The sequence below is a fragment of the Pseudomonas reactans genome, assembly GCF_013387025.1.
GTDB classification, from domain to species: Bacteria; Pseudomonadota; Gammaproteobacteria; order Pseudomonadales; family Pseudomonadaceae; genus Aquipseudomonas; species Aquipseudomonas reactans.
The window spans coordinates 112,807-132,688 of record NZ_JACAQP010000005.1 but is presented as its reverse complement, the minus strand read 5'-3'; the positions used below and the strand labels follow the sequence as shown (position 1 = coordinate 132,688).

Genomic DNA, 19,882 nt, shown 5'->3' with positions numbered 1-19,882 from the left:
TATGCCGCGTTCGACCCACAGGTTGCGATCACTTGCCGCGATTGAGTTGTCGCAGCTTGCCCACGACGGCCGTCAAGGCACGCTCGAACAAGGGGCCGCCGTCCAAGGCGTGCAGCGTGCCCTGCTTGAACGCCAATGCCAATTGGCCCGCGCTTTTCTCCAACACCTTGAGCCCCGTGCGACTGGTGAAGATGTAGGTGTCGGCCGGCGCCATGATTGCCGTCAACCGACAGCGCAGCGTAGTGGTCGCGTCCTCCTCGAACACCACCCAGCCACCGATCTTGAGTTGGTGAGCCTTGATCCGGTCGAGGTCGTTGTCCTGCAGATCGCGGACCGGGTCAGGTGACGCCGAGGTCAGCACAAAGGGTTCGTGCACTTCGATCCACTCGTCGACACCTTCAGGTGCCTGGACATGCAAGGCCTGCAAACGCACAAAAAACTCGCGGGTGCTGAAGGGGTCGAACGCGGCGCTGGTCAATCCGTCGCGCAAGGCCTTGAGCAAGCCCGGCAGTTGCTCCAGCAAATGGCGCCCGGCTTCGGTGTCTTGTTGCAGACCGACGCTCCAGATCAGTTCGTCCATGGTGCGCAGCCCCGCCTGCCACTGCACCGACTGCTCGCCATGCTTGAGGCTGGCCAGCAACAGTACCTGGCTCCAGGCCTGTTGCAGGAATTGCACAACCGGACGCGGCAGGGTCTTGCCCAACAACCGCTTGTTCAGCACATCGGCCACGCGCTGGCGAGCCGCTTCGGTGCGCACGCGCCCGGCTTCGGCATCGCGGGTGTGTTGTTCAAGCAAATCGCTGCGCCGCCGCTCATCGGCAGTGAATGCACTGAACTCGGCGAGCAATTGGCAGAAAATCGCCGGATCTTCGACAAATTCATTGAGTAAGCGCTGCACCACCTGCTCGATGCGCAGATACAAGTGGTCGCGCTGGCTGCCGCCCATGGCCGCGGCCGCGATTTCATTGAGCAGGCGTCGCGCCGGGTGGCTGGCACGACTGAAGAGGCTCTTGTCCAGCACCGCCACCTTCAGCATCGGGATCTGCAGACGGCCGATCAAGGCCTTGAAGGCATCGGGCACGGCGCGGTCGTTGAGGATGAATTCGAACAGCAGCGCGATCAGGTTGATCACATCTTCGTCCGCCTCCTCCACCACCCGCGACTTGCCACTCTTGACGCTGACGCGAGTGAGCAACTGCTCAAGCTGGTTGCGCAGGTCGAAATCATCCTCGACCTCAGGCTCCGGCACGTACTGCTGCAAATGGGAGAGCAAGCGCAGCAGGTCACGGGTGGCAATGGGCAAGGGTTCGGCGCTGGCTTCAAGGGTCGGCGCCACGCTACCGCGTACCGCGGCGAGCAACGGCTGGAGCGCGGCGAAGGCTTCCTGGCCATTTTCGTCGACAGGCGGCAAGGTTTCTTCGCGCGGCAGCTTGCGGGACTCAGGCGCCTCAAGCCGCCGCGACGGTACGGCTTTGAGCTCCGGCAACACACCGGTCGCGACCAGCAATTGATTGGCTTCGCCATACAGTTGGTCGGCGTCACTGAGCACGTACTTTTCAAACAACTTGAGCATGATCAGTTTGACGCGAATCTCCACGCCCAGGCTGCGCCCCGCCCGCAGGAAGAACTCACACAGCAGTGCAGGCCCCAGTGGGTTTTCACGATCATCCAGGCGATTGCCGAGCAACGCGCTCAAGCGAGCCGTGAGTTGCGCCAAGGCCAAGCCATCACGGTGCCGCACCCGACCCAGCATGGCCTCAAGTGCAACGGCTTTTTCCAGGTCATCCTTGGATGAGCCCGGTGCTGCGTCGTAGGAAACCACCGGCACCAACTGCAATTCCCCGCGCCCTGCCTGACCCAGGCTGGCGAAGGCTTCAAACAGGCGCTCCATGAACACACGCTCGAAATTCTTGCGCTTGAGGCGCAGGTCGCGCATGGCCTCGAAGAAAATATGGTGGTCGAGGTTGTTGCGCGCCTTGTCGGCCATTTCGAACAAGGTGTCGTCGGCGTTATCGAACAAATCCTGCAGCCCCTGCTGCAACTGTTGTGCTGCCTTGTCGCGGACCTGCAGCAACACCACCGGCAGTCGGGCGAGCGGCGATGGCGTGGCGGGCGCCTTGTTGAAGGGCACCACCTTTCCGTCATTGTGCATCCTGGCCTCCTGAAACGGCGGTATTGGTCTGAACGTCAAAGCTATGACGCCAATTGCAAGGCGCGAGATTATCTGGCAAATGAGGGGGGTTGCGCCAGCAAACTCTGCCTTTGCTCGGTAAATGAATGGTGAGCCTGGGTTCGAGCGCGCACTGCCCCTATAATCGGGGCACTTTGTCTGTGGAGCCTGTTATGCCGAATCTCCGTCTTGCCGACCTCACCGCCGAAATCGAAGCCAACGTGCGCCGCGCACTGCTGGAAGATATCGGCAGCGGCGACATCACTGCACAGTTGATCCCGGCCGAACGGCTGGCCACGGCGACCATCATTACCCGTGACGCCGCGGTCATCGCCGGTACGGCCTGGGTGGATGCGGCGTTCCGCCAGTTGGACCCACGGGTCGCCGTGCATTGGCAAGTGGCCGACGGTGAGCGCGTCAACCCCAACCAGGTGCTGTTCCACCTTGAAGGCCCGGCACGTTCACTCCTGAGCGGCGAACGCTGCGCGCTGAACTTCCTGCAGTTGCTGTCCGGCGTCGCCACCCGCGCCCAGTTCCTCGCGGATTTTGTCGCCAGCACTCAGGTCAAGCTGCTGGACACCCGCAAAACCCTGCCGGGGCTGCGCCTGGCGCAGAAGTACGCAGTGACCTGCGGCGGCTGCCACAACCACCGTATCGGTTTGTATGACGCGTTCCTGATCAAGGAAAACCATATCGCGGCCTGCGGCGGCATCGCCCAGGCGATCACGGCCGCCCACAAGATCGCCCCCGGCAAGCCGGTGGAAATCGAAGTGGAAAGTCTGGATGAACTGCGCGAAGCCCTGGCGGCGGGCGCGGATATCATCATGCTCGATGAGCTGAGCCTGGACGATATGCGTGAAGCCGTGCGCCTGAACGGCGGCAAGGCGAAACTGGAGGCCAGCGGCGGGATCAATGAAAGCACCCTGCTGCCCATCGCTGAGACCGGGGTGGATTACATCTCGATTGGTGCGATGACCAAGGATGTGAAGGCGGTGGACTTGTCGATGCGCCTTAGTATCTGAAGGGCCTTAATTGTAGGAGCGAGCTTGCTCGCGAAAAACGTTAACGATAACGCGTGAACGCTGACGGCACGCGGCGCCCTTGAGTTTTTCGCGAGCAAGCTCGCTCCTACAGACGGCTTCTAAACCACCAAGTCATTCATCTCGCAATACTCTTCCCATTCGACACCCAGCACCTCGGCCGCCTCTTTGTGCAAAGCCAGTCGTGCCGCTTCAAAACCTTCCGGTGTCGAGGTGTACTTGAGGGTCAGCTCCCAAGGCTGGTAGCCCTGGCTCTCGGCCTCGTCCTCGAATGCCCACTGGATCTGGTCGCGCTGATCATCGGCGCTCAGGTCCTTGATCTCTTCTTTAAGCTGCGGCGTGTCCTCAAGGTATTTTTTGAGTGCTTCTTCGTGCCGAACTTCCTGGGTCATTTCAGTCGTGGTCATGTCGTTCTCTTAGATCGAGGAATGGGGATGCATCTGGGTCATCAAGGTTGCGCAGATACAAAAGAGCGGGCGCAAATGCCAGCTCGTCTGGCCTTCAGAACCATTCTGGGATCAACGGAAAACAGTGCTGCCGATGTTGCCTTTTTGCCCGAGACAGGAATCGAACCTGCGACCTTCGCGTTACGAGTGCGCTGCTCTACCGGCTGAGCTACACGGGCGGTGGGCTAAAGCTAGCACCGCATCGGGAGTCCGGCAACTTGCCGCCGTCAGCGGGCAATCACGCCCTGAGCCCAAAAGCGTGGTTGCAGCATGTTGGCATGGCTGTCCAGGTACTGTTGCTGGGCTCGCGCGATGTGAGGCACGTCACGCACGGCGATAACAATCAACAGACCAACGGCCAGCAGCCCCAAGACTTTCCAAGCGCCCCAGGCCAATGGCAATTGGCCGGTTTGCGGGGTTCGCCAGACATGCAACGCCATCAGCCAGCCCACTACCAACGCCAGCCAGACCTGGGAGTTGGGCATCACGATCACGCCGTCGACCATGGACTGCACCAACGCACCGACCAAGGCCGCAAACAGGCAGAGTCGCAACAGGTCCGCAGGCTCCGCGCTCAGCGCACGCTCACGCAGTACACCGACTGTGGCCCAGCCTGCGCGCCATGCCAACACGGCGACGCACAACGCCGATGGCACGCCCCACTCACTGGCCCATTGCAGGATCGCCTGATGAGGGTGAGCGGCAATACTGTTGGCGATATCCGCGAAATGCATCGGCCCGAACCCCAACCAAGGACGCTCGACGAGCATGTGCCAGGCCTGCCACCAAATCGGACCGCGTCCCGACAACGTGGTTGTGAGGCGATCGCTGGCGGCATTGGCGATTTCGATCCCCTGGTAGTCCGCCAACACCTTGAACACCAGCCAATACAACAACAGCCCCCCCAGCATTGCGGTCAATTGCCAAGCTAGCCAGCGCCGGCCCCATGGCCCCAGTACCGCTAGCACCACGCCCGCCGTGCCTATACCAAGCCAAGTACCCCGCGTGCCCCCCCCAATCGCGATCAGCCACCACGCGCACAGCAGCGCGAACACCGCAGCCTTGACTGAGCGGGAAAGCGTCGGGCTCAACAAGGGAAGCGCCAGCAGCGGCAAGGTGAATGTCTGGAACTGGCCGTAGAAACGCTTGTTGGAAAAGCCGGACAGCAGCAAGTCAGGGTCAAGCACCCGCTCTGCGCCGATGAGCGCCAGGGCCCCTGCGTAGGTGTATTGAATCGATTTGATCAGGCACAGCAGCACCACGAACAGGACCAAGGCGCGGTCCAAAAACTGACCGCCCTGGCGACGCGCCAAGGCGAAGGCCACCGCAATCGCGCCGCAGCTGACGAACGATGCCACTTCGGTAAGTGCCCACAGCGACTGGTGTGCCCGCATTGACGACACCAGGCCCAACCCAATGATCAGCGTCAGGCCCAGGGCTGTGGGCCGGTCCACCAGCCGTTCAACGCGAGCGATCGAAAAGCCATACAGCACCGCGCAAGCTCCGACGGCGATCTGCATCACCCGCTGCAGATCATGCCCACTGAAGGGAGCACAAATCCCGACAACCAGCAGGCACATCACTGCCACCAGGAAAATATTGCCACGCTGCTCTACGGATAACGCCATCGGCCACCTCAACGTCCCTGTGGAGGGTTTAGCAGTTAAGCGCCGTCAGCGCCGCAGCCTTTGGCGACATATTTTGCGTCAGCGGTGGTGGTGCATTTCCAACCGGTGGTGGCATTGCGCGTCAGGCTGATGGTCTTGCCCAACACCGGTGCCGGCGCATCAAGTATTTCGCAACTGATCGAGCCCGCGCCCGTGGCAACGTCCCCAGCCACGTCAATCTTGCAGTTGGCCGTCGGGCTGGTGCCACCGATCAATGCCAGCGTAGGGACCGTGCCCTGGTTGAGGGTGTCTTCATACCCAGGCTTCAACGCAGTGATTTCAGCCAGGCCGGCGGTGAATTTGGCCTTGGCCTGGTGGGTGGTGTACATGGGCAGGCCGATGGTGGCCAAAATGCCGATGATTGCCACGACGATCAACAACTCGATCAGGGTAAAACCTTTTTGACGTATCACATTCACTCTCCAGGATAGAACTCATGACAAGGCGCGTCCTGCGCCCCGTGTTGTGCAGCGGCGCCAGTGTACTCATCCGCAAGCGCTCAATCGCGCACAAGTCGCACATTCTGACATTTTATCCTGCTGCACCTGCCAGCCCGAATCCGTCACCTGACTAAGCTATAAGTCTTCGACGGCCTCTGTGCGGAACGGTGACATGGACGACGCTTTAACGCTGTACGCCTGGGAAGGCATCAATCGCAAAGGACGCAGGGTCTGCGGGCAAACCACGGGGCATAATCTTGCCTGGGTCAGGGCCCAGTTGCGCCAACAGGGCATCAGCCCAGGACACGTGCACAGGAAAGCCCCCATTCTGCTGGGACTCAAACCGTCGATCAAATCGACGGATATCACCCTGTTCACTCGCCAACTGGCGACGCTGCTGAAGGCCGGGATTCCCCTGCTGCAAGCCTTCGACATCATCGGCGAAGGCTTCGACAACTGCGCTGTGCGTGAGCTGGTGCAAGGACTGAAACAAGCGATTGCCTCCGGCTCCAGCCTGGCCGACGCCTTGCGCAAAAAGCCGCGCTGTTTCGATGAGCTGTTTTGCAACCTGGTGGCCGCCGGCGAACAGGCCGGCGCACTGGAAACCCTGCTGGAGCGCGTGGCGATCCACCGGGAAAAGAGTGAGCAGCTAAGGGGCAGGATCAAAAAGGCCATGACCTATCCGATCGCCGTATTGTTGGTGGCCAGCCTTGTCACCGGCGTGCTGCTGATCCACGTCGTACCGCAGTTCCAGAACCTGTTTGCCGGCGTCGACGGCACGCTGCCCGGTTTTACCTTGCAGGTGATCGCCCTGTCAGAATTCATGCAGAAGGCCTGGTGGATCGTAGCGCTTGGCGTTCTCGCGGGAGGCATGGGCGTGCGCCACGCCTATCGCGCCGTCCCTGCCTTTCGGCTCTGGTTGGACGCCGGTTTGTTGAAAACCCCACTCGCAGGCAAACTGCTGACAAAATCGGCCGTGGCCCGCTACGCCCGCACACTGTCCACGACCTTTGCCGCGGGCGTTCCACTGGTTCAGGCACTGGATTCAGTGGCTGGCGCCGTCGGTTCAGGGCCGTTCAAACAGGCAATCGAGCATATGCGACACGACGTATCCACCGGCATGGCATTGAATCAATCCATGGTCGCCAGCGGCCTGTTTCCTCGTATGGCAATCCAGATGACAGCCATCGGCGAGGAGTCAGGCACCCTGGACCGCATGCTGGAAAAGGTCGCCAACCATTACGAGGCCGACGTGGACAACCTGGTCGACAACCTCACCAACCTGATGGAGCCGCTGATCATGGTGATCCTGGGGAGCATTGTCGGTGCGCTGGTAATTGCCATGTACTTGCCGGTCTTCCAACTGGGGAGCGCGTTTTGAGCCTATTACTGGTTGAGCACCCGTGGGCCTTTGTGGTGATGGCTGGGATACTGGGGCTGATCGTCGGCAGTTTTCTCAACGTACTGGTGTGGCGCCTGCCAAAAATGCTCGAACGGGAATGGCGCGCCCAGGCCCATGAAGTGCTCGGTCTACCCGCTGATCCCGCAGGGCCGACCTACAACCTGATGCACCCCAATTCCTGCTGCCCGCACTGCGACCATCCGATACGCCCGTGGGAAAATATCCCACTGCTCAGCTACTTGTTTCTGCGCGGTCGTTGCGCCCATTGCAAAGGGGCAATCAGCCCTCGCTATCCGCTCACTGAACTGACGTGTGGACTGATCTCGGCCTGGGTGGCGTGGCATTTCGGCTTTGGCTGGCAGGCTGGCGCGGTACTGTTGCTGAGCTGGGGTTTATTGGCGATGAGCCTGATCGACGCCGACCATCAACTGTTACCGGATGTACTGGTGATGCCATTGCTGTGGCTGGGGCTGATCGTCAACGGCTTCGGCCTGCTGACGACATTGCCCGACGCCCTGTGGGGCGCAGTGATCGGGTACATGAGTTTGTGGAGCGTGTTCTGGCTGTTCAAGCTGGTTACCGGCAAGGACGGTATGGGCCACGGCGATTTCAAGTTACTCGCACTGCTCGGTGCCTGGGGCGGCTGGCAGATCCTGCCGATGACGCTGTTGATGTCGTCGTTGGTCGGTGTGTTCGTTGGCTTGATCCTGATGCGCCTGCGCAAGGCCCAAGCGTCGGCACCGATGCCGTTTGGTCCGTATCTGGCGATTGCCGGCTGGATTGCATTGCTCTGGGGTGGTCAAATAACCGACTTCTATTTGCAGTCTGTCGGTTTCAGATGACCACTTCTGTTGCAACACCCTGGATTCTCGGCCTTACCGGCGGTATCGGCAGCGGCAAAAGCGCGGCGGCGCAGCACTTTATCGATCTGGGTATCGACCTGGTGGACGCCGACCACGCTGCCCGCTGGGTGGTCGAGCCTGGCCGCCCGGCATTGGCACGCATCGCTGAGCACTTTGGTGCCGGCGTGCTGCAATCTGACGGCCAGCTGGATCGCGCCGCCTTGCGCAAGTTGATCTTTGAAGTCCCCGAAGAGCGCCGCTGGCTCGAAGCCCTGCTGCACCCGTTGATTGGCGAAGAGATCCGCAGCCACCTGGCGCGCGCGACGTCACCTTACGCGATCCTGGTGTCGCCACTGCTGATCGAGTCCGGCCAGTACAGCATGACCCAGCGCATCCTGGTGATCGACGTGCCGCAATCGCTACAGATTCAGCGTACCCTGCAGCGCGACGGCATCAACGAACAGCAGGTGCAGGCGATTCTAAAGGCTCAGTCGAGCCGCGAAGACCGCCTGAAACATGCCGATGACGTACTGGTCAATGACCAGGACCTTGCCTGGCTGCACAGCGAGGTCGAGCGACTGCACCACTTTTACCTTACTTTGCGTGGAGGCCGATCATGAGCCAACCCTTGACCGTCGACTGCCCAACCTGCGGCGCCCCCGTGGAATGGAAAGCGACCAACCTCAACCGACCGTTCTGCTCGGACCGCTGCAAACTCATCGACCTGGGCGCCTGGGCCGCTGAGGAACACAAGATCCCCGTGGCCCCGGATGCCGAAGACGAGCTGTTTTCCGAAGACCTGCCGCCGCGCCACTAAGGGCGCATAAAGGCGTATTCCTGCTGGTCGTCGAGGTTTTCTGCAAGGTATTGCAGCTCGTCGGCCAGGTCTTCAAAACTGCGTACACCCTTGCTCTGCTGCACTACTGCGCTGAGCATGGCGCGCAGGGTCAGGCCTGGGTCAAAACCGATTTCCTGTGCCGCATCCTGGCTTCTGCGCAACTCCTGCCGTGCCCACTCGTACACACTCATGATCCGTGCTCCTGGAAAAATTTTGCAGAGCATGGGCCTGGCTGCGTGTGCGAGATTTGATCTGGATCAACGCGGCGAATCGTCATCCTTCCAGGGCGCCGAGAGGTAGCGCGTGCGGTTGAAAGTCTCCAGCCATTCCGGGCAAAACACCACCAGGGCGCTGATAACCATGCCGTTGATAAAAGCCTCGGGGAAGATGATCAGCCATAGGTAGCCGACGAAATCCTCCAGCCATTCCGGCATGGCGAAGCGGCCGTCGAACCACAGCAGCCCCAGCCCCAACAGCAGGCAGAGCAATGCCGATAATGCGGCGGCAAAGAACCCGGAACAGAAGATATACACAAAGGGATTACGCGGTTGTGCTCGCTCGACCAGCAGCGCGCAGGCTTCAGTGACCAGCACCGGCAGCACGACCAGCAACAGGCCATTGACGCCAAGGGCGGCGAGGTCTTGGCGCCCTAACATCATCAGGCCCAACTGGGCGGCAAAGCCACCGACAATTGCCAAAGGCCAATCCAGCAACAGGGTCACGGCGGTCATGCCGATGAAGTGGTACGACACGCCGGTATCAAAGTCCCGCCGTACCAGCCACAGCATGAACAACGCGAACACCGTGCCGAACAGCAAGTGCTGGCGGCGGCGGTCGGCAAACAACTCGACCCAGGGCGAGCGCAGGATCGCCCACAGCACCACCGGCACATAGAACAACCAGCCGAAACCAAGGGTTTGCGGCGCCAGCACGGCTGCGCTGATCACGGTTTCACCCGCGCCAGGGCCTGAAGCAGTTCAGCCGCCGAGCGGTACTCGTGCGCTGCAATCAACGTTCGCGCCGTAAAAAACCTCACAACACACTCCTCATGCTCGGCTGACGGTCGAGTAGGCAGTCTACACCGACCTTCAGCGAACATGAGCGGCCACGGCGCCGCCCTGAAGAGGGCCCAGCGCGTGGCGCTAGCGTTGTTCCGTCGCCTTGTCCGTTGGCTGTGCATACAGTTTTTTCAGCGCGTCGCTCATCGGCAACCCGAGGTTGATGTTTTTCGGAGGGATGGGTTGCAGGAACCACTTGTTGTAGATGTCATTGATCCGACCTGATGCGAAGGTCTGTATCAGGGCGTTGTCCACCACGGTTTTGAACGGCGTGTCGTTCTTGCGCAGCATGCAGCCGTAGATTTCGTAAGACTGAGGCGTACCGACGATGTGCCACTCTGCCGGCTCGCGCGCCTTGACCACTTCCCCGGCAAGCACGGCGTCGTCGATCATGAAGGCAACCGCCCTTCCAGATTCGAGCATCTGAAACGACTCGCCATGGTCCTTGGCCGAAATCACGTTCATCAGCATGCTGCGCTCGGCATTCATTTTCTTCAGCAAACGCTCCGACGTACTGCCGGCGGTGGTCACGACATTCTTTTCCCTGAGATCGTCAAAGTCCTTGATGCCGGACCGTGTGCGAGTGAGCAGGCGTGTGCCGACCTCAAAGATGCCCACCGAGAAGTCCACTTGCTGCTGGCGCTCAACGTTATTGGTGGTCGACCCGCATTCCAGATCGGCGGTGCCGTTCTGGATCAGCGGGATACGGGTTTGCGAGGTCACCAGGTTGTAGCGCACCTTGAGGTCGGGCAACTGCAACTCGCGCTTGAGGGCGTCGACGATCTGCAATTGCAGGTCGTGTGAGTAACCCACCGGTACGCCACTGGCGTCGATGTAGTAGGAAAAGGGAATGGCCGCATCACGAATGGCTAAGGTGATGTAACCGTTGTCCTTGATCTTTTTCAAGGTTCCAGTCAACGGCTCGGCAGAGGCCGGGGTGGAAAAAAGGCCGAGCGAAACCGCAGCCGCCGTCAGGCAGAGAAATGTGCGCACGATGAGATTCCTTGGTTTTATTGTTGTAAGGAGCGTGGGTGTTACGGGTGAATTTCGGCGAATGCCCTGACCGGAAACGCGGCGGCGTCACGGGCCTTCAGAGGAATGGAGAAGAATCGGCAGGCGTGGCCATGAAGACGGTCCAGCCCCTTGAGGTTTTCGACGATCAGGATGCCGTCCTTCAGAAACCAGGTGTGGGCGGGACGTTCCGGGTCTCGAGTGGAGTCAGCGTTCGAGCAGTCCACGCCAAACAGCGCGATACCGGCCTGACGCAAACCACTGAGCACTTCACGGGCCAGGAACGGATGCTGGCGGTACACCTCAGTGCCCCAGTGACGGTCCCAACCGAAGTTCACCAGCACAGCCTTGCCCTTGAGCTGAGGCGGAACGCTCAGGTCGGCCCACCCCAGCGCCTGTCCAGGGCTGGCATGGCGGGCATCAATCACCACGGCGTCGAGGATCATACGCTCCAGCGCCAGTGCAGCAATGTCTTCAGCCCCTTCAAAGCGGTGCCGCGGGGCGTCCATCTTGGTACCCACCGAGGTCTGGAACGCCACGTCGGTGATCTCGAACGACGCCTTGCCTTGGTAGTGGTGGGTGGAATCGTGGTGGGTCATGAACGGCTTGACGTGCGCCGTAAGCTCCACGGTTTCGCCCGCCTGGTTGCTGAAGCGCACACCGGGCATTCGATCGTGAAACTCGTGTGAAAGGTCGATGATCATTGGCGGGTTCCCAGGCGTTGAGGGTTCAGGGATGAACCGGCGTTGACTCAAGCATAGAACCGCTCACCCCCACCGACTAATGACAATTACCCAAGCCGCCATGCCGATTGGGTATACCCGCGCTCAGCCTTTTATTGCCTTGAAATGCGCCTGCAATCGCGCAGCAAAATCCACCGCCAGTTTGGACGGCGCGACATGAGGCGCGTACGCCATATGGGTCTGCACGACGATACTGGGGTGAAAGGGCACCGCATGCACCAGGCCGGCAAAGATCGATGCGGCATAGGTACTCACCACCCCGATGCCGACACCATTGCCCGCGAGGGTGCAGATGGTCGCCGAGTAATTGGTTTCAAGGGTCGAGGGTGGCGTGACCCCGTGCCTGGCCATCACCTGCTGCAATAGCTGGTGCTGCGCATCGTCGCCATGGTGCACGAGCAAGGGATAGTGCTGCAGGTCATGGACATGCACGCTGGCCTTTTCAGCCAGGGGATGTTGCTTGTGCATCACGCACACCGACCAGCCCTGGTCGATGAGCACGGGCTCCAGGCCCGTGGTACGGATATCACTGGTGGACAGCGCCAGGTCATAGATGCCGCTGAGCAAACCGTCGCGCATGTGTTGGGTGCCAATGGTGTGCAAGGTCACGTGCACGCCGGGATAGTCCTGCTTGAAACCCTGCATCACCGCAGGCACCACCGCCAGGCCCAGCACCGGCGTACAGGCAATGCGCAGCAGGCCGACGCCCGAATGCTTGAGCGAAGCAATGGTTTGCTCAACCTTGTCGAGCCCCAGGAAATGACGCTGCACCGAGTCGAACAGCTCGCGCGCCTCGGGAGTTGGCAACAGACGACCGCGCTGGGTCTCGAACAGCTTGAGGCCGCTGGCCGCCTGCATCTGCGCCAGGGTGCGGCTGACCGCCGGCTGGGTGGTGTGCAGGATCTCGGCGGCGGCTGTCGTGGTGCCGCTGAGCATCACGGCGCGAAAGGTTTCGATCTGTCGGGAATTGAGTGGGCGGCTCATGGCAAGTCCGGCAAAGGTCGGGAAGTGTGTACTCAACATATACCACAAGCACATAGACTGGTAGACATATGTCATTTGTGGGTATGAACGGGCCATTCCTAAACTTTGCCCATGAAAACCTTATCTCCCCCCCAAGCATTTCCCCCCAGCGTCCTTGAATGCGTGCGCGGTATCGAATCCGGCCGTTGGACGGCCGAACAGTTGGTGCGCGCCAGCCTCGAGCGCGCCTGCGCTCGCGAACATGAATTGCACGCCTGGGCCTATCTCGGCATTGATGAAGCCCTGGCCCAGGCTCGCCAACTCGATCGCTCGCCTTGCAAAGGCTTGCTGCACGGCATACCGATCGGCGTGAAAGACTTGTCCGATACGGCCACCCTGCCCACGTCCTATGGCTCGCCTGCTTATGCAGGACATCGCCCCGTGATGGACGCCGCCTGTGTGGCGCTGGCCCGGACGGCCGGCGCGGTGATCCTCGGCAAGACCGCCACGGTGGAATTCGGTGCAACCCGCCCCTGCGCCACCACCAACCCGCATAACCTTGAGCACACACCCGGCGGCTCATCGTCAGGTTCGGCGGCAGCCGTGGCCGATGGCCAGGTGCTGCTGGCGACGGGGACGCAGACGGGCGGGTCGATTATCCGCCCCGCCGCTTTTTGTGGCGTGGTCGGTTTCAAGCCTGGGCTTGGCACCATCTCGCCCGCCGGCACCAAAGGCTACGCCTGGTCGCTGGACACGGTCGGCGCCCTGGCCACCTGTGTTGCCGATGTCACCCTGTTTTTTGATGCTCTGCGCGGCGCACGTGCTTCCCAACCGCTGCCCGCTCACGGCAATGCGCCACGTATCGGCGTGTTTCTCGGCCCCTTCGCCGGTCAGGCCTCACACGCCGCGATCCAGGCCATCGACCATGTAGCCGCCCGTTGCTGCAAGGCCGGCGCATCGGTGCGCTGTGTGCCGCCGCAGCCAGGCTTTGAGCATTCGCTGGATTGGCATCGCTGCATCTCACGCTACGAGATGGGGCGTTCCCTGGTGCCGGAACAGCACAGTAGCAGCGCCGCTCAGTTGGGGTCGGTGCTGCATCAGGAAATCGAGCGCGGCCAACACGTCGACGAACAACACTACCAGCACGCCCAAGCCGGCCGCCTGGAGTTGTCCTCACGATTCGACACGTTGATGACGCGATTCGACGCCTTGCTGACCTTCGCCACACCGGGGGAAGCGCCCCGAGGTCTTGCGTCTACCGGTGATGCCACGTTCAACCTGAGCTGGTCGCTGCTGGGCCTGCCGTGCCTGTCGTTGCCCGTTGCCTTCGGCCCTTCGGGGTTGCCCCTGGCGGTTCAACTGATCGGCCCGCGCCTGGGCGACCGCCGCCTGCTGGAGGCTGCGCACTGGATTGAAAACACCGTAACACCGTTCAAACCCGCCCCCCTGACAACCTAGGAGCTTCAATGAGCCTTCCACGCAAGTCCCCACTCGTGCACACCCGCAGCGCACACAACCCGGCGCCGATCTGGCAAAGTGAGGCCGTTCGCGCCGGCGCGTTTATCTTCACCTCGGCCAAACTGGCAACGGACTGGGTCAGCGCGATAGCCCCCGAAGCCCAGGCCGACCAACAGTTTCCGCATTTCGGCTGCCCATCCGAGCGCCAGACCGAATACATTTTGCGTTCCCTGGCGCAAACCCTGGAACAAGCCGGCAGCACACTGGACCGCGTCATCAAGGCCCACGTGTTCCTGCTGGACAGCGCACAGTTCCCTGGCTTTGACCGGGTCTGGAAGCGCTACTTCCCCAATCCGCCGACCCGCACCACCGTGGGTGCCGATGGCCTGCTGATCCCTGGTGCCTTGCTGGAAATCTCGCTGATTGCCGTTGCCAGCGACAGTGGAATCACGCCGCAGCCGGCCAAGTCCGACGCGCCGCGCCCCTTGACGAAAAAAGTCGAGGCCATTCGTGCCGGCGACTTTGTCTTCACCTCCGGCCAACTCGCTCACGACGCGGTCGCCGGCGTGCCGCCCGAAGCAGCCGGCGCGGGGCACCAGGTGGACTTGGCCAAACAGACCACCTACACCCTGAACAATATGGTGCGCTCACTGGCCGCCGCCGGCGCCGAACCTACCGATGTAGTCAAGGCCCAGGCGTTGCTGCTCAATACCCGCGAGCAAGAGCAGTTTCTTCCCGCTTGGCACGATGCCGCGCTGGGTACGCCGTCGCTGGCGGTGACCGGAATCGGCTCATTGCTGGTGACCGGCACCATCATCGAGATCGACCTCACGGCCTACACCGGCACCGACCTTCGCTTGCCGGTGCAGCGCGGCCCCCATGGCCCCGAAGCCTTAGGCTGTGGCGAACTGGTGTTTTCCGCCGGGATCTATCCAGGCTTCGATACCGGCGAATTGCCGGCCGAATGCGTAGTGCACGAGGCTTATCCGTATTACTCATCGGCCATCAGCCTGCAAACCGAATGGGTACTGCAACGTCTTGATGCCGCCCTGCGCGAAGTGGGCAGCGACTTGGCACACATCGCCAAGGCACAGGTGTTTCTCACCGACCTCAGCGACTTCGCCCTGTTTGACGCCGTGTGGCGCAAGCATTTCCAGACGCCGCCTGCGCGATCAGTGGTCAAGGCGTCGCCGCTGCCGGTAGAAGGCGCGCGGATTGCGATTGAGGTCATCGCCCTGACGGCATGATGCACCGGATGAACCTGCAACCCCTTCTGCGCCGGCACGCAGGAGGGGTTTTTTCGTGCTGCAGGGCCGGTTATGGCAGCGGCGTATCGATGATGTAAATGCGACGTTCGCCCAGGTGGATCGAATCGATACACACCTGTTGCCCGTCGTGCCGCCAGCGCGGGTGCAGGTCGCAGCGATTCTCTTTGCTCAGGTCGGGGCTGGTGTAGAACTGCCCAAGGTTGCGGCGCTGCCCAGTGTGCATGTCATAGATGAACAGGTAGCGCTCATGGGTTACGGCATCCGGGTAGGTGTCGCTCAACAACCAGCGCGGGTTGACCGGCGAAAAGCTCATATGGCCGTTTTCGGTCAGCACTCCCTCACCGATCACCCTCACCTCTCCGCCGGGCTCGTCGGTGTAAAGGTGGTAGTGAATCTGCCCCGCATGCGGGCCCCAGACAATGATGTGACGGTCGTCCTGCCACAGCGGATGGGAAATCTGGTATTCGGATTTTTCATAGTCAAAAGTGCCCACCGCCGTGGGGTCGAAATCCTCCGCCAACTGCGGCAACGGGTGGTCCGAGCACTCCAGCAAGCGCAGATCGGAGCCGTCCGGATTCATCGTGATCAGCCGATGTAAAAAGCACGTCTCGTCTGCCACGCGCTCAGTCCAGCGGTGCAGGAACAGGACCCGATTGGACGCCGGATTGACCTCGATATGGCTGACCCAATGCAACGCATTGGCCATCGACTCGCGTGGGTGAAACTCACGCAAGCCCCGGTAGCTGACCACCAATTCGGCATCCCCATTGGCCAGGTTCATACGGTAAATGCCGTCGTTGGCCGGGAACTTTTCCAGCGCCTCGACCGGCGTGTAGTCGGCATACCCGATGGTCTGGTGCGTCACCCACAGCCGCCGATAATTGACGCACAGTGCCCACTCGCTGTTGGGGGCTACCACGTACACCGGCAGCGGCAAGACACGGCTGGCGCCGGTGACGATATCGCGGACCTCGCTGGCGAACCCCGGGTAGCGCAGGCCTGGCAACTCGCTGCGCACGTTGTAGATGACGGTTTTACCGGGCGCATTGTTGAGCCATTGCAGTTGCGCGCCCATCTGCCAGTTCCAGGCGGTGGTGTGGGCCAGACGCACAAAACGGTCACCTTCTTGCGTGTCGAAATACCCAACACCTGCGACCAGTTCAGGACTGATCGGTTGGTCGGCCCAAGGCACCTGCAAGGCGAGCACGTAGCGGTTGGTGATGTCCCAGTTGGACTTGTTGTAATAGCCAAAGAAGTAATGCTGGTTGTCGTTACCCACGCGAAGGCAGGGATGGGGATTGTGAGTGTCGGTCATGGCAGCTATTCATCGGTAGTTGATCGGGCGGGGGTTACCCCAAGCCAGTCTAGAATCGCCCACCAATACCAATCCAATGGAAACCTGCTACGCACCTATGTGAAACGGGTATGCCTTGAGCCCATACCAGAACGGCATGCCCGTATGCCAACAACTGATTGGAGGCCCACCCGGCGCGCTTCTAGACTGTTCATAACGGCGGCCGTGATCCGTCGTCCCGTTGACCGGCCTGGAGCAAGCGCGTGACCTTATTGTCCATCGTGGTATTTGACGACTTCTCGGACATCGACCTTGTCCTGCCGTGGGACATTCTCAGCCGCGTAAAACGTCATGACTGGAAAGTCCAGGTGGTGGGCATGGGTTCAACCCATCGCTCGACCCTGGGCATGCTGGTCAAGACTGACGAGCGCCTGAACAGCGTGGCCCACTCCGATGTCGTGATCATCCTGGGAGGTGAAGGCTCCCGCGTGCGCCTCAACGACTCCGAGTTCCTCGACGACTTGAAGTTGGACCCACAGCGCCAGCTGATCGGCGCGCAATGCTCCGGCGCGCTGATCCTGGAGAGACTCGGCCTGCTGCAGGGCCGGACCGCGACCACGACCCCGTTCGCAGTGCGGGAGATGCAGGCAGCGGGCGTGGTGTTGCAACAACGCCCGTTGGTGGTCCACGGCAATGTCGCCACGGCGGGCGGTTGCCTGGCCTCGCTGTACATGACGGCCTGGATTCTGTTCCGCTGCATCGGCGTGGCGGATGCCAAGCAGATTTTTGCTGAAGTGGCGCCCGTGGGTGACGACGCGTTCTGGGCGGTGATTGAGCGCGCCGTCACCGCACAAATACGAGCGACGAACGTGCCCATCCCCTGAACAAGGCCCGTTTTTAATCAATGAAAAAAGCGGGTGCACGCCAGGGTCTATTTATAAAGATCACATTTGGGCGCTAAGCTGCTGGGTATGGATGACTCAGACTACTTGCGCCTACTCACCGTCGCGGCCGAACAAGCCAACGCGTTCCTGTCCAATGCCCGCAAATGGGAGCGTGAGCGTTGGGTCTGCCAGCGCCTGCTGCAAGGCCTGAACGTGCCCTACCGTGCCGAAGAGTTTCATGCCGCCGGGCAAGAACCGCCGGACGTACTGTTTCGCGATGCCAGCTTCGAGGTGTTTTTCGTACTGGATGAGGGCCGCCGCCTGAACGACGAATGGCGCGACGAGTTGCTGCGTCGGCGCAGCGCCTTCTCCCTGAGCCAATTGGTGCGGCGCGAAGCCAAGCCGCGGCGCATTCCGGCCCACGAGTTTTTATTGCGCCTGGCACCTACACTGCGCAAGAAGGCGCATAACTATAAAGAACGCGGGATGGACCTGGGGGAGTTGGATATCGTCGCCTTCACCAGCCTCAAGCGCGAAGTACTCGACCTCAACAGTCATTTTCCGCCGCCAACCGAATACCTGCGCCAGGGCTGGCGCTCGTTGTCGCTGGTGGGGCCGACGTTTGCGCGGGTGCTGTTCGCGCACCCGGACGCACCGGATTTCTTGCGCAACAACCTGGGCCGCAGCATAGTATTCGATGTGGGCATCAGCCTCTGATCCCCCGGACTGTAACGTGGCGCCCTTTTGCAACGTCTACCTGACGAGGCCTTTATGACCAGCCGCCTGAACCCCGATGACCAACAGCATGTCGAAGAGTACCTGCAACTCTCCCAAAACCGAGTCGAGCGCAAGCCTTTCCGGCCATGGCTGCTCCTGGGTGTGGTGCTTGTTGTGGTGATCGGCCTGGGCTTGCTGAGCCGACTTTTGAGTTACCTGACGCTATGAGCTGCCTGGCGCTCGCGGGGGTAACTGCTCCGATTTCTTTTAGCCTTGCGAGATATCCCCATGACCCATCGTATTATTATCGTCGGCGGCGGCGCCGGCGGCCTGGAGTTGGCTACCCGCCTGGGTAAGACTCTGGGCAAGCGCGGCACCGCCAGCATCACGCTGGTAGACGCCAACCTGACCCACATCTGGAAACCCTTGCTGCACGAAGTGGCGGCCGGTTCGCTCAATTCCTCGGAAGACGAACTCAACTATGTCGCCCAGGCCAAATGGAACCACTTCGAGTTCCAGTTGGGGCGCATGAGCGGGCTGGATCGTGAACAGAAGAAAATCCAGCTGGCCGCCACCCTCGACGAAGAAGGTCGTGAGCTGGTGCCCGCGCGCGTGCTGGGCTACGACAGCCTGGTGATTGCCGTTGGCAGCACCACCAATGACTTCGGCACCGAAGGCGCGGCGCAACACTGCCTGTTCCTCGACACCCGCAAGCAGGCCGAGCGCTTCCACCAGCAACTGCTCAACCACTACCTGCGCGCCCATGCCGGGCAGACGGATGTGGTGGAAAAGATCAGCGTCGCCATCGTCGGCGCGGGGGCCACCGGGGTCGAGCTGGCCGCCGAACTGCATAACGCGGCCCATGAACTGGCCGCCTACGGCCTGGACCGCATCAAGCCGGAAAACATGCACATCACCCTGATCGAAGCCGGCCCACGGGTGCTGCCTGCCCTGCCGGAGCGTATCGGCGGGCCTGTGCATAAAACCCTGGAGAAGCTTGGGGTGACTGTGCTGACCAATTCGGCAGTGAGCGAAGTGACCGCCGACGCGTTGATCACCAGCAGCGGCCAAGTGATCCCCGCCAGCCTCAAGGTATGGGCCGCAGGGATTCGCGCGCCAGGCTTCCTCAAGGACATCGATGGCCTGGAAACCAACCGCATCAACCAACTGCAAGTGTTGCCGACGCTGCAAACCACCCGCGACGAAAACATCTTTGCCTTTGGCGACTGCGCCGCCTGCCCGCAACCGGGCACCGATCGCAATGTGCCGCCACGGGCCCAGGCCGCCCACCAGCAAGCATCGCTGCTGGCCAAGTCGCTGAAGCTGCGTATCGAAGGCAAGGACCTGCCGAGCTACAAGTACACCGACTATGGTTCGCTGATCTCGCTGTCGCGTTTCTCGGCGGTGGGTAACTTGATGGGCAACCTCACCGGCAGTGTGATGCTTGAGGGCTGGCTGGCGCGGATGTTCTATGTGTCGCTGTACCGCATGCACCAGATGGCGCTGTATGGTTTCTTTCGTACAGCGATGCTGATGCTGGGGAGCAAGATTGGGCGTGGCACCGAGCCACGGCTCAAACTTCACTGACAACTCCCCCTCTGTAGGAGCCCGGCTTGCCGGCGATGGCGGCCTTGAGATCAC

21 protein-coding genes and 1 tRNA gene are annotated in these 19,882 nt (G+C 61.3%); 11 read left to right on the top strand and 11 right to left on the bottom strand.

Going from position 1 to position 19,882, the window contains the following annotated elements:
* Positions 1 to 28: 28 nt before the first annotated feature.
* Positions 29 to 2,152: a DUF1631 domain-containing protein gene (locus HX793_RS05010; RefSeq protein ID WP_177094977.1), complete on the bottom strand. Its 2,124-nt coding sequence runs from the start codon at positions 2,150 to 2,152 to the stop codon at positions 29 to 31.
* A gap of 191 nt (positions 2,153 to 2,343) precedes the next feature.
* Here HX793_RS05010 and nadC point away from each other — a divergent pair, with 191 nt between their 5' ends.
* Complete coding sequence (nadC, locus tag HX793_RS05005; RefSeq protein WP_177094979.1) at positions 2,344 to 3,192, top strand: carboxylating nicotinate-nucleotide diphosphorylase; 849 nt, start codon at positions 2,344 to 2,346, stop codon at positions 3,190 to 3,192.
* Positions 3,193 to 3,311: 119 nt separating this feature from the next.
* On the opposite strand, the gene HX793_RS05000 is transcribed toward nadC, so the two are convergent.
* From HX793_RS05000 to HX793_RS04985, 4 genes are all read right to left on the bottom strand, one after another.
* A complete protein-coding gene (locus HX793_RS05000; RefSeq protein ID WP_177094981.1) occupies positions 3,312 to 3,617 on the bottom strand; it encodes a DUF6388 family protein in 306 nt (101 codons plus the stop codon).
* Between the two features lie 145 nt (positions 3,618 to 3,762).
* Positions 3,763 to 3,835, bottom strand: a tRNA-Thr gene (locus tag HX793_RS04995).
* Positions 3,836 to 3,883: 48 nt separating this feature from the next.
* Positions 3,884 to 5,284, bottom strand: coding sequence for an O-antigen ligase family protein (locus HX793_RS04990; protein ID WP_177094983.1), 1,401 nt, complete (start codon positions 5,282 to 5,284; stop codon positions 3,884 to 3,886).
* A 35-nt stretch (positions 5,285 to 5,319) separates the two neighbouring features.
* On the bottom strand, positions 5,320 to 5,733 hold the full coding sequence (locus HX793_RS04985; protein ID WP_177002533.1) for a pilin: 414 nt from the start codon (positions 5,731 to 5,733) through the stop codon (positions 5,320 to 5,322).
* Between the two features lie 202 nt (positions 5,734 to 5,935).
* Here HX793_RS04985 and HX793_RS04980 point away from each other — a divergent pair, with 202 nt between their 5' ends.
* The 4 genes from HX793_RS04980 to yacG are packed head-to-tail and all read left to right on the top strand — an operon-like array spanning position 5,936 to position 8,824.
* Positions 5,936 to 7,144: a type II secretion system F family protein gene (locus HX793_RS04980; RefSeq protein ID WP_218178594.1), complete on the top strand. Its 1,209-nt coding sequence runs from the start codon at positions 5,936 to 5,938 to the stop codon at positions 7,142 to 7,144.
* Positions 7,141 to 8,007, top strand: coding sequence for a prepilin peptidase (locus HX793_RS04975; protein ID WP_177094985.1), 867 nt, complete (start codon positions 7,141 to 7,143; stop codon positions 8,005 to 8,007). The genes HX793_RS04980 and HX793_RS04975 overlap by 4 nt, the downstream gene beginning before the upstream one ends.
* Positions 8,004 to 8,627 carry a dephospho-CoA kinase gene (coaE, locus tag HX793_RS04970; RefSeq protein WP_016976285.1) on the top strand — a complete coding sequence of 208 codons (624 nt, stop codon included), beginning with the start codon at positions 8,004 to 8,006 and terminating at the stop codon, positions 8,625 to 8,627. The genes HX793_RS04975 and coaE overlap by 4 nt, the downstream gene beginning before the upstream one ends.
* Complete coding sequence (gene yacG / locus HX793_RS04965) at positions 8,624 to 8,824, top strand: DNA gyrase inhibitor YacG (protein WP_003188437.1); 201 nt, start codon at positions 8,624 to 8,626, stop codon at positions 8,822 to 8,824. The genes coaE and yacG overlap by 4 nt, the downstream gene beginning before the upstream one ends.
* Here the strand turns inward: yacG and HX793_RS04960 are convergent.
* From HX793_RS04960 to HX793_RS04940, 5 genes are all read right to left on the bottom strand, one after another.
* On the bottom strand, positions 8,821 to 9,036 hold the full coding sequence (locus tag HX793_RS04960; RefSeq protein ID WP_003171680.1) for a hypothetical protein: 216 nt from the start codon (positions 9,034 to 9,036) through the stop codon (positions 8,821 to 8,823). The genes yacG and HX793_RS04960 overlap by 4 nt on opposite strands.
* 66 nt (positions 9,037 to 9,102) lie before the next feature.
* Entirely contained in the window at positions 9,103 to 9,792 is a 690-nt protein-coding gene (locus HX793_RS04955) for an energy-coupling factor ABC transporter permease (RefSeq protein ID WP_177050324.1), read from the bottom strand.
* 195 nt (positions 9,793 to 9,987) lie between these two features.
* Positions 9,988 to 10,896 carry a glutamate/aspartate ABC transporter substrate-binding protein gene (locus tag HX793_RS04950; protein WP_123478104.1) on the bottom strand — a complete coding sequence of 303 codons (909 nt, stop codon included), beginning with the start codon at positions 10,894 to 10,896 and terminating at the stop codon, positions 9,988 to 9,990.
* 41 nt (positions 10,897 to 10,937) lie between these two features.
* Positions 10,938 to 11,618, bottom strand: a complete 681-nt coding sequence (locus HX793_RS04945) for a cyclase family protein (RefSeq protein ID WP_123478102.1) — start codon at positions 11,616 to 11,618, stop codon at positions 10,938 to 10,940.
* A gap of 123 nt (positions 11,619 to 11,741) precedes the next feature.
* Complete coding sequence (locus HX793_RS04940) at positions 11,742 to 12,641, bottom strand: LysR substrate-binding domain-containing protein (RefSeq protein WP_016976289.1); 900 nt, start codon at positions 12,639 to 12,641, stop codon at positions 11,742 to 11,744.
* Between the two features lie 162 nt (positions 12,642 to 12,803).
* Between HX793_RS04940 and HX793_RS04935 the strand changes: the two genes are divergently transcribed.
* Together HX793_RS04935 and HX793_RS04930 are read left to right on the top strand one after the other, a co-directional pair.
* The gene (locus tag HX793_RS04935; protein WP_178905458.1) at positions 12,804 to 14,078 is read left to right on the top strand and encodes an amidase; all 1,275 of its coding nucleotides are present in this window, start codon (positions 12,804 to 12,806) and stop codon (positions 14,076 to 14,078) included.
* Positions 14,079 to 14,086: 8 nt separating this feature from the next.
* Entirely contained in the window at positions 14,087 to 15,325 is a 1,239-nt protein-coding gene (locus HX793_RS04930; RefSeq protein ID WP_177094989.1) for a RidA family protein, read from the top strand.
* A 70-nt stretch (positions 15,326 to 15,395) separates the two neighbouring features.
* Here HX793_RS04930 and HX793_RS04925 read toward each other — a convergent pair whose 3' ends face one another.
* On the bottom strand, positions 15,396 to 16,661 hold the full coding sequence (locus HX793_RS04925) for a hypothetical protein (RefSeq protein WP_177094991.1): 1,266 nt from the start codon (positions 16,659 to 16,661) through the stop codon (positions 15,396 to 15,398).
* Between the two features lie 242 nt (positions 16,662 to 16,903).
* On the opposite strand from HX793_RS04925, the gene HX793_RS04920 reads away from it, so the two are divergent.
* From HX793_RS04920 to HX793_RS04905, 4 genes are all read left to right on the top strand, one after another.
* Positions 16,904 to 17,524, top strand: a complete 621-nt coding sequence (locus HX793_RS04920; RefSeq protein ID WP_016976293.1) for a DJ-1/PfpI family protein — start codon at positions 16,904 to 16,906, stop codon at positions 17,522 to 17,524.
* Between the two features lie 87 nt (positions 17,525 to 17,611).
* Positions 17,612 to 18,241: a DUF1780 domain-containing protein gene (locus HX793_RS04915; protein ID WP_010213242.1), complete on the top strand. Its 630-nt coding sequence runs from the start codon at positions 17,612 to 17,614 to the stop codon at positions 18,239 to 18,241.
* Positions 18,242 to 18,295: 54 nt separating this feature from the next.
* Complete coding sequence (locus HX793_RS04910; RefSeq protein ID WP_016976295.1) at positions 18,296 to 18,469, top strand: DUF3094 family protein; 174 nt, start codon at positions 18,296 to 18,298, stop codon at positions 18,467 to 18,469.
* Between the two features lie 60 nt (positions 18,470 to 18,529).
* Positions 18,530 to 19,828 carry an NAD(P)/FAD-dependent oxidoreductase gene (locus HX793_RS04905; protein ID WP_016976296.1) on the top strand — a complete coding sequence of 433 codons (1,299 nt, stop codon included), beginning with the start codon at positions 18,530 to 18,532 and terminating at the stop codon, positions 19,826 to 19,828.
* Positions 19,829 to 19,882 lie beyond the last annotated feature (54 nt).

Excerpts from the sequence above, each read along its gene's own strand:
- HX793_RS04940 (WP_016976289.1), bottom strand. The coding sequence starts at position 12,641 with ATGAGCCGCCCACTCAATTCCCGACAGATCGAAACCTTTCGCGCCGTG.
- HX793_RS04945 (WP_123478102.1), bottom strand. The coding sequence starts at position 11,618 with ATGATCATCGACCTTTCACACGAGTTTCACGATCGAATGCCCGGTGTG.
- HX793_RS04910 (WP_016976295.1), top strand. The coding sequence starts at position 18,296 with ATGACCAGCCGCCTGAACCCCGATGACCAACAGCATGTCGAAGAGTAC.
- HX793_RS04980 (WP_218178594.1), top strand. The coding sequence starts at position 5,936 with ATGGACGACGCTTTAACGCTGTACGCCTGGGAAGGCATCAATCGCAAA.
- HX793_RS04915 (WP_010213242.1), top strand. The coding sequence starts at position 17,612 with ATGGATGACTCAGACTACTTGCGCCTACTCACCGTCGCGGCCGAACAA.
- HX793_RS04925 (WP_177094991.1), bottom strand. The coding sequence starts at position 16,661 with ATGACCGACACTCACAATCCCCATCCCTGCCTTCGCGTGGGTAACGAC.
- yacG (WP_003188437.1), top strand. The coding sequence starts at position 8,624 with ATGAGCCAACCCTTGACCGTCGACTGCCCAACCTGCGGCGCCCCCGTG.
- HX793_RS04930 (WP_177094989.1), top strand. The coding sequence starts at position 14,087 with ATGAGCCTTCCACGCAAGTCCCCACTCGTGCACACCCGCAGCGCACAC.
- HX793_RS05000 (WP_177094981.1), bottom strand. The coding sequence starts at position 3,617 with ATGACCACGACTGAAATGACCCAGGAAGTTCGGCACGAAGAAGCACTC.
- HX793_RS04960 (WP_003171680.1), bottom strand. The coding sequence starts at position 9,036 with ATGAGTGTGTACGAGTGGGCACGGCAGGAGTTGCGCAGAAGCCAGGAT.
- coaE (WP_016976285.1), top strand. The coding sequence starts at position 8,004 with ATGACCACTTCTGTTGCAACACCCTGGATTCTCGGCCTTACCGGCGGT.
- nadC (WP_177094979.1), top strand. The coding sequence starts at position 2,344 with ATGCCGAATCTCCGTCTTGCCGACCTCACCGCCGAAATCGAAGCCAAC.
- HX793_RS05010 (WP_177094977.1), bottom strand. The coding sequence starts at position 2,152 with ATGCACAATGACGGAAAGGTGGTGCCCTTCAACAAGGCGCCCGCCACG.
- HX793_RS04905 (WP_016976296.1), top strand. The coding sequence starts at position 18,530 with ATGACCCATCGTATTATTATCGTCGGCGGCGGCGCCGGCGGCCTGGAG.
- HX793_RS04990 (WP_177094983.1), bottom strand. The coding sequence starts at position 5,284 with ATGGCGTTATCCGTAGAGCAGCGTGGCAATATTTTCCTGGTGGCAGTG.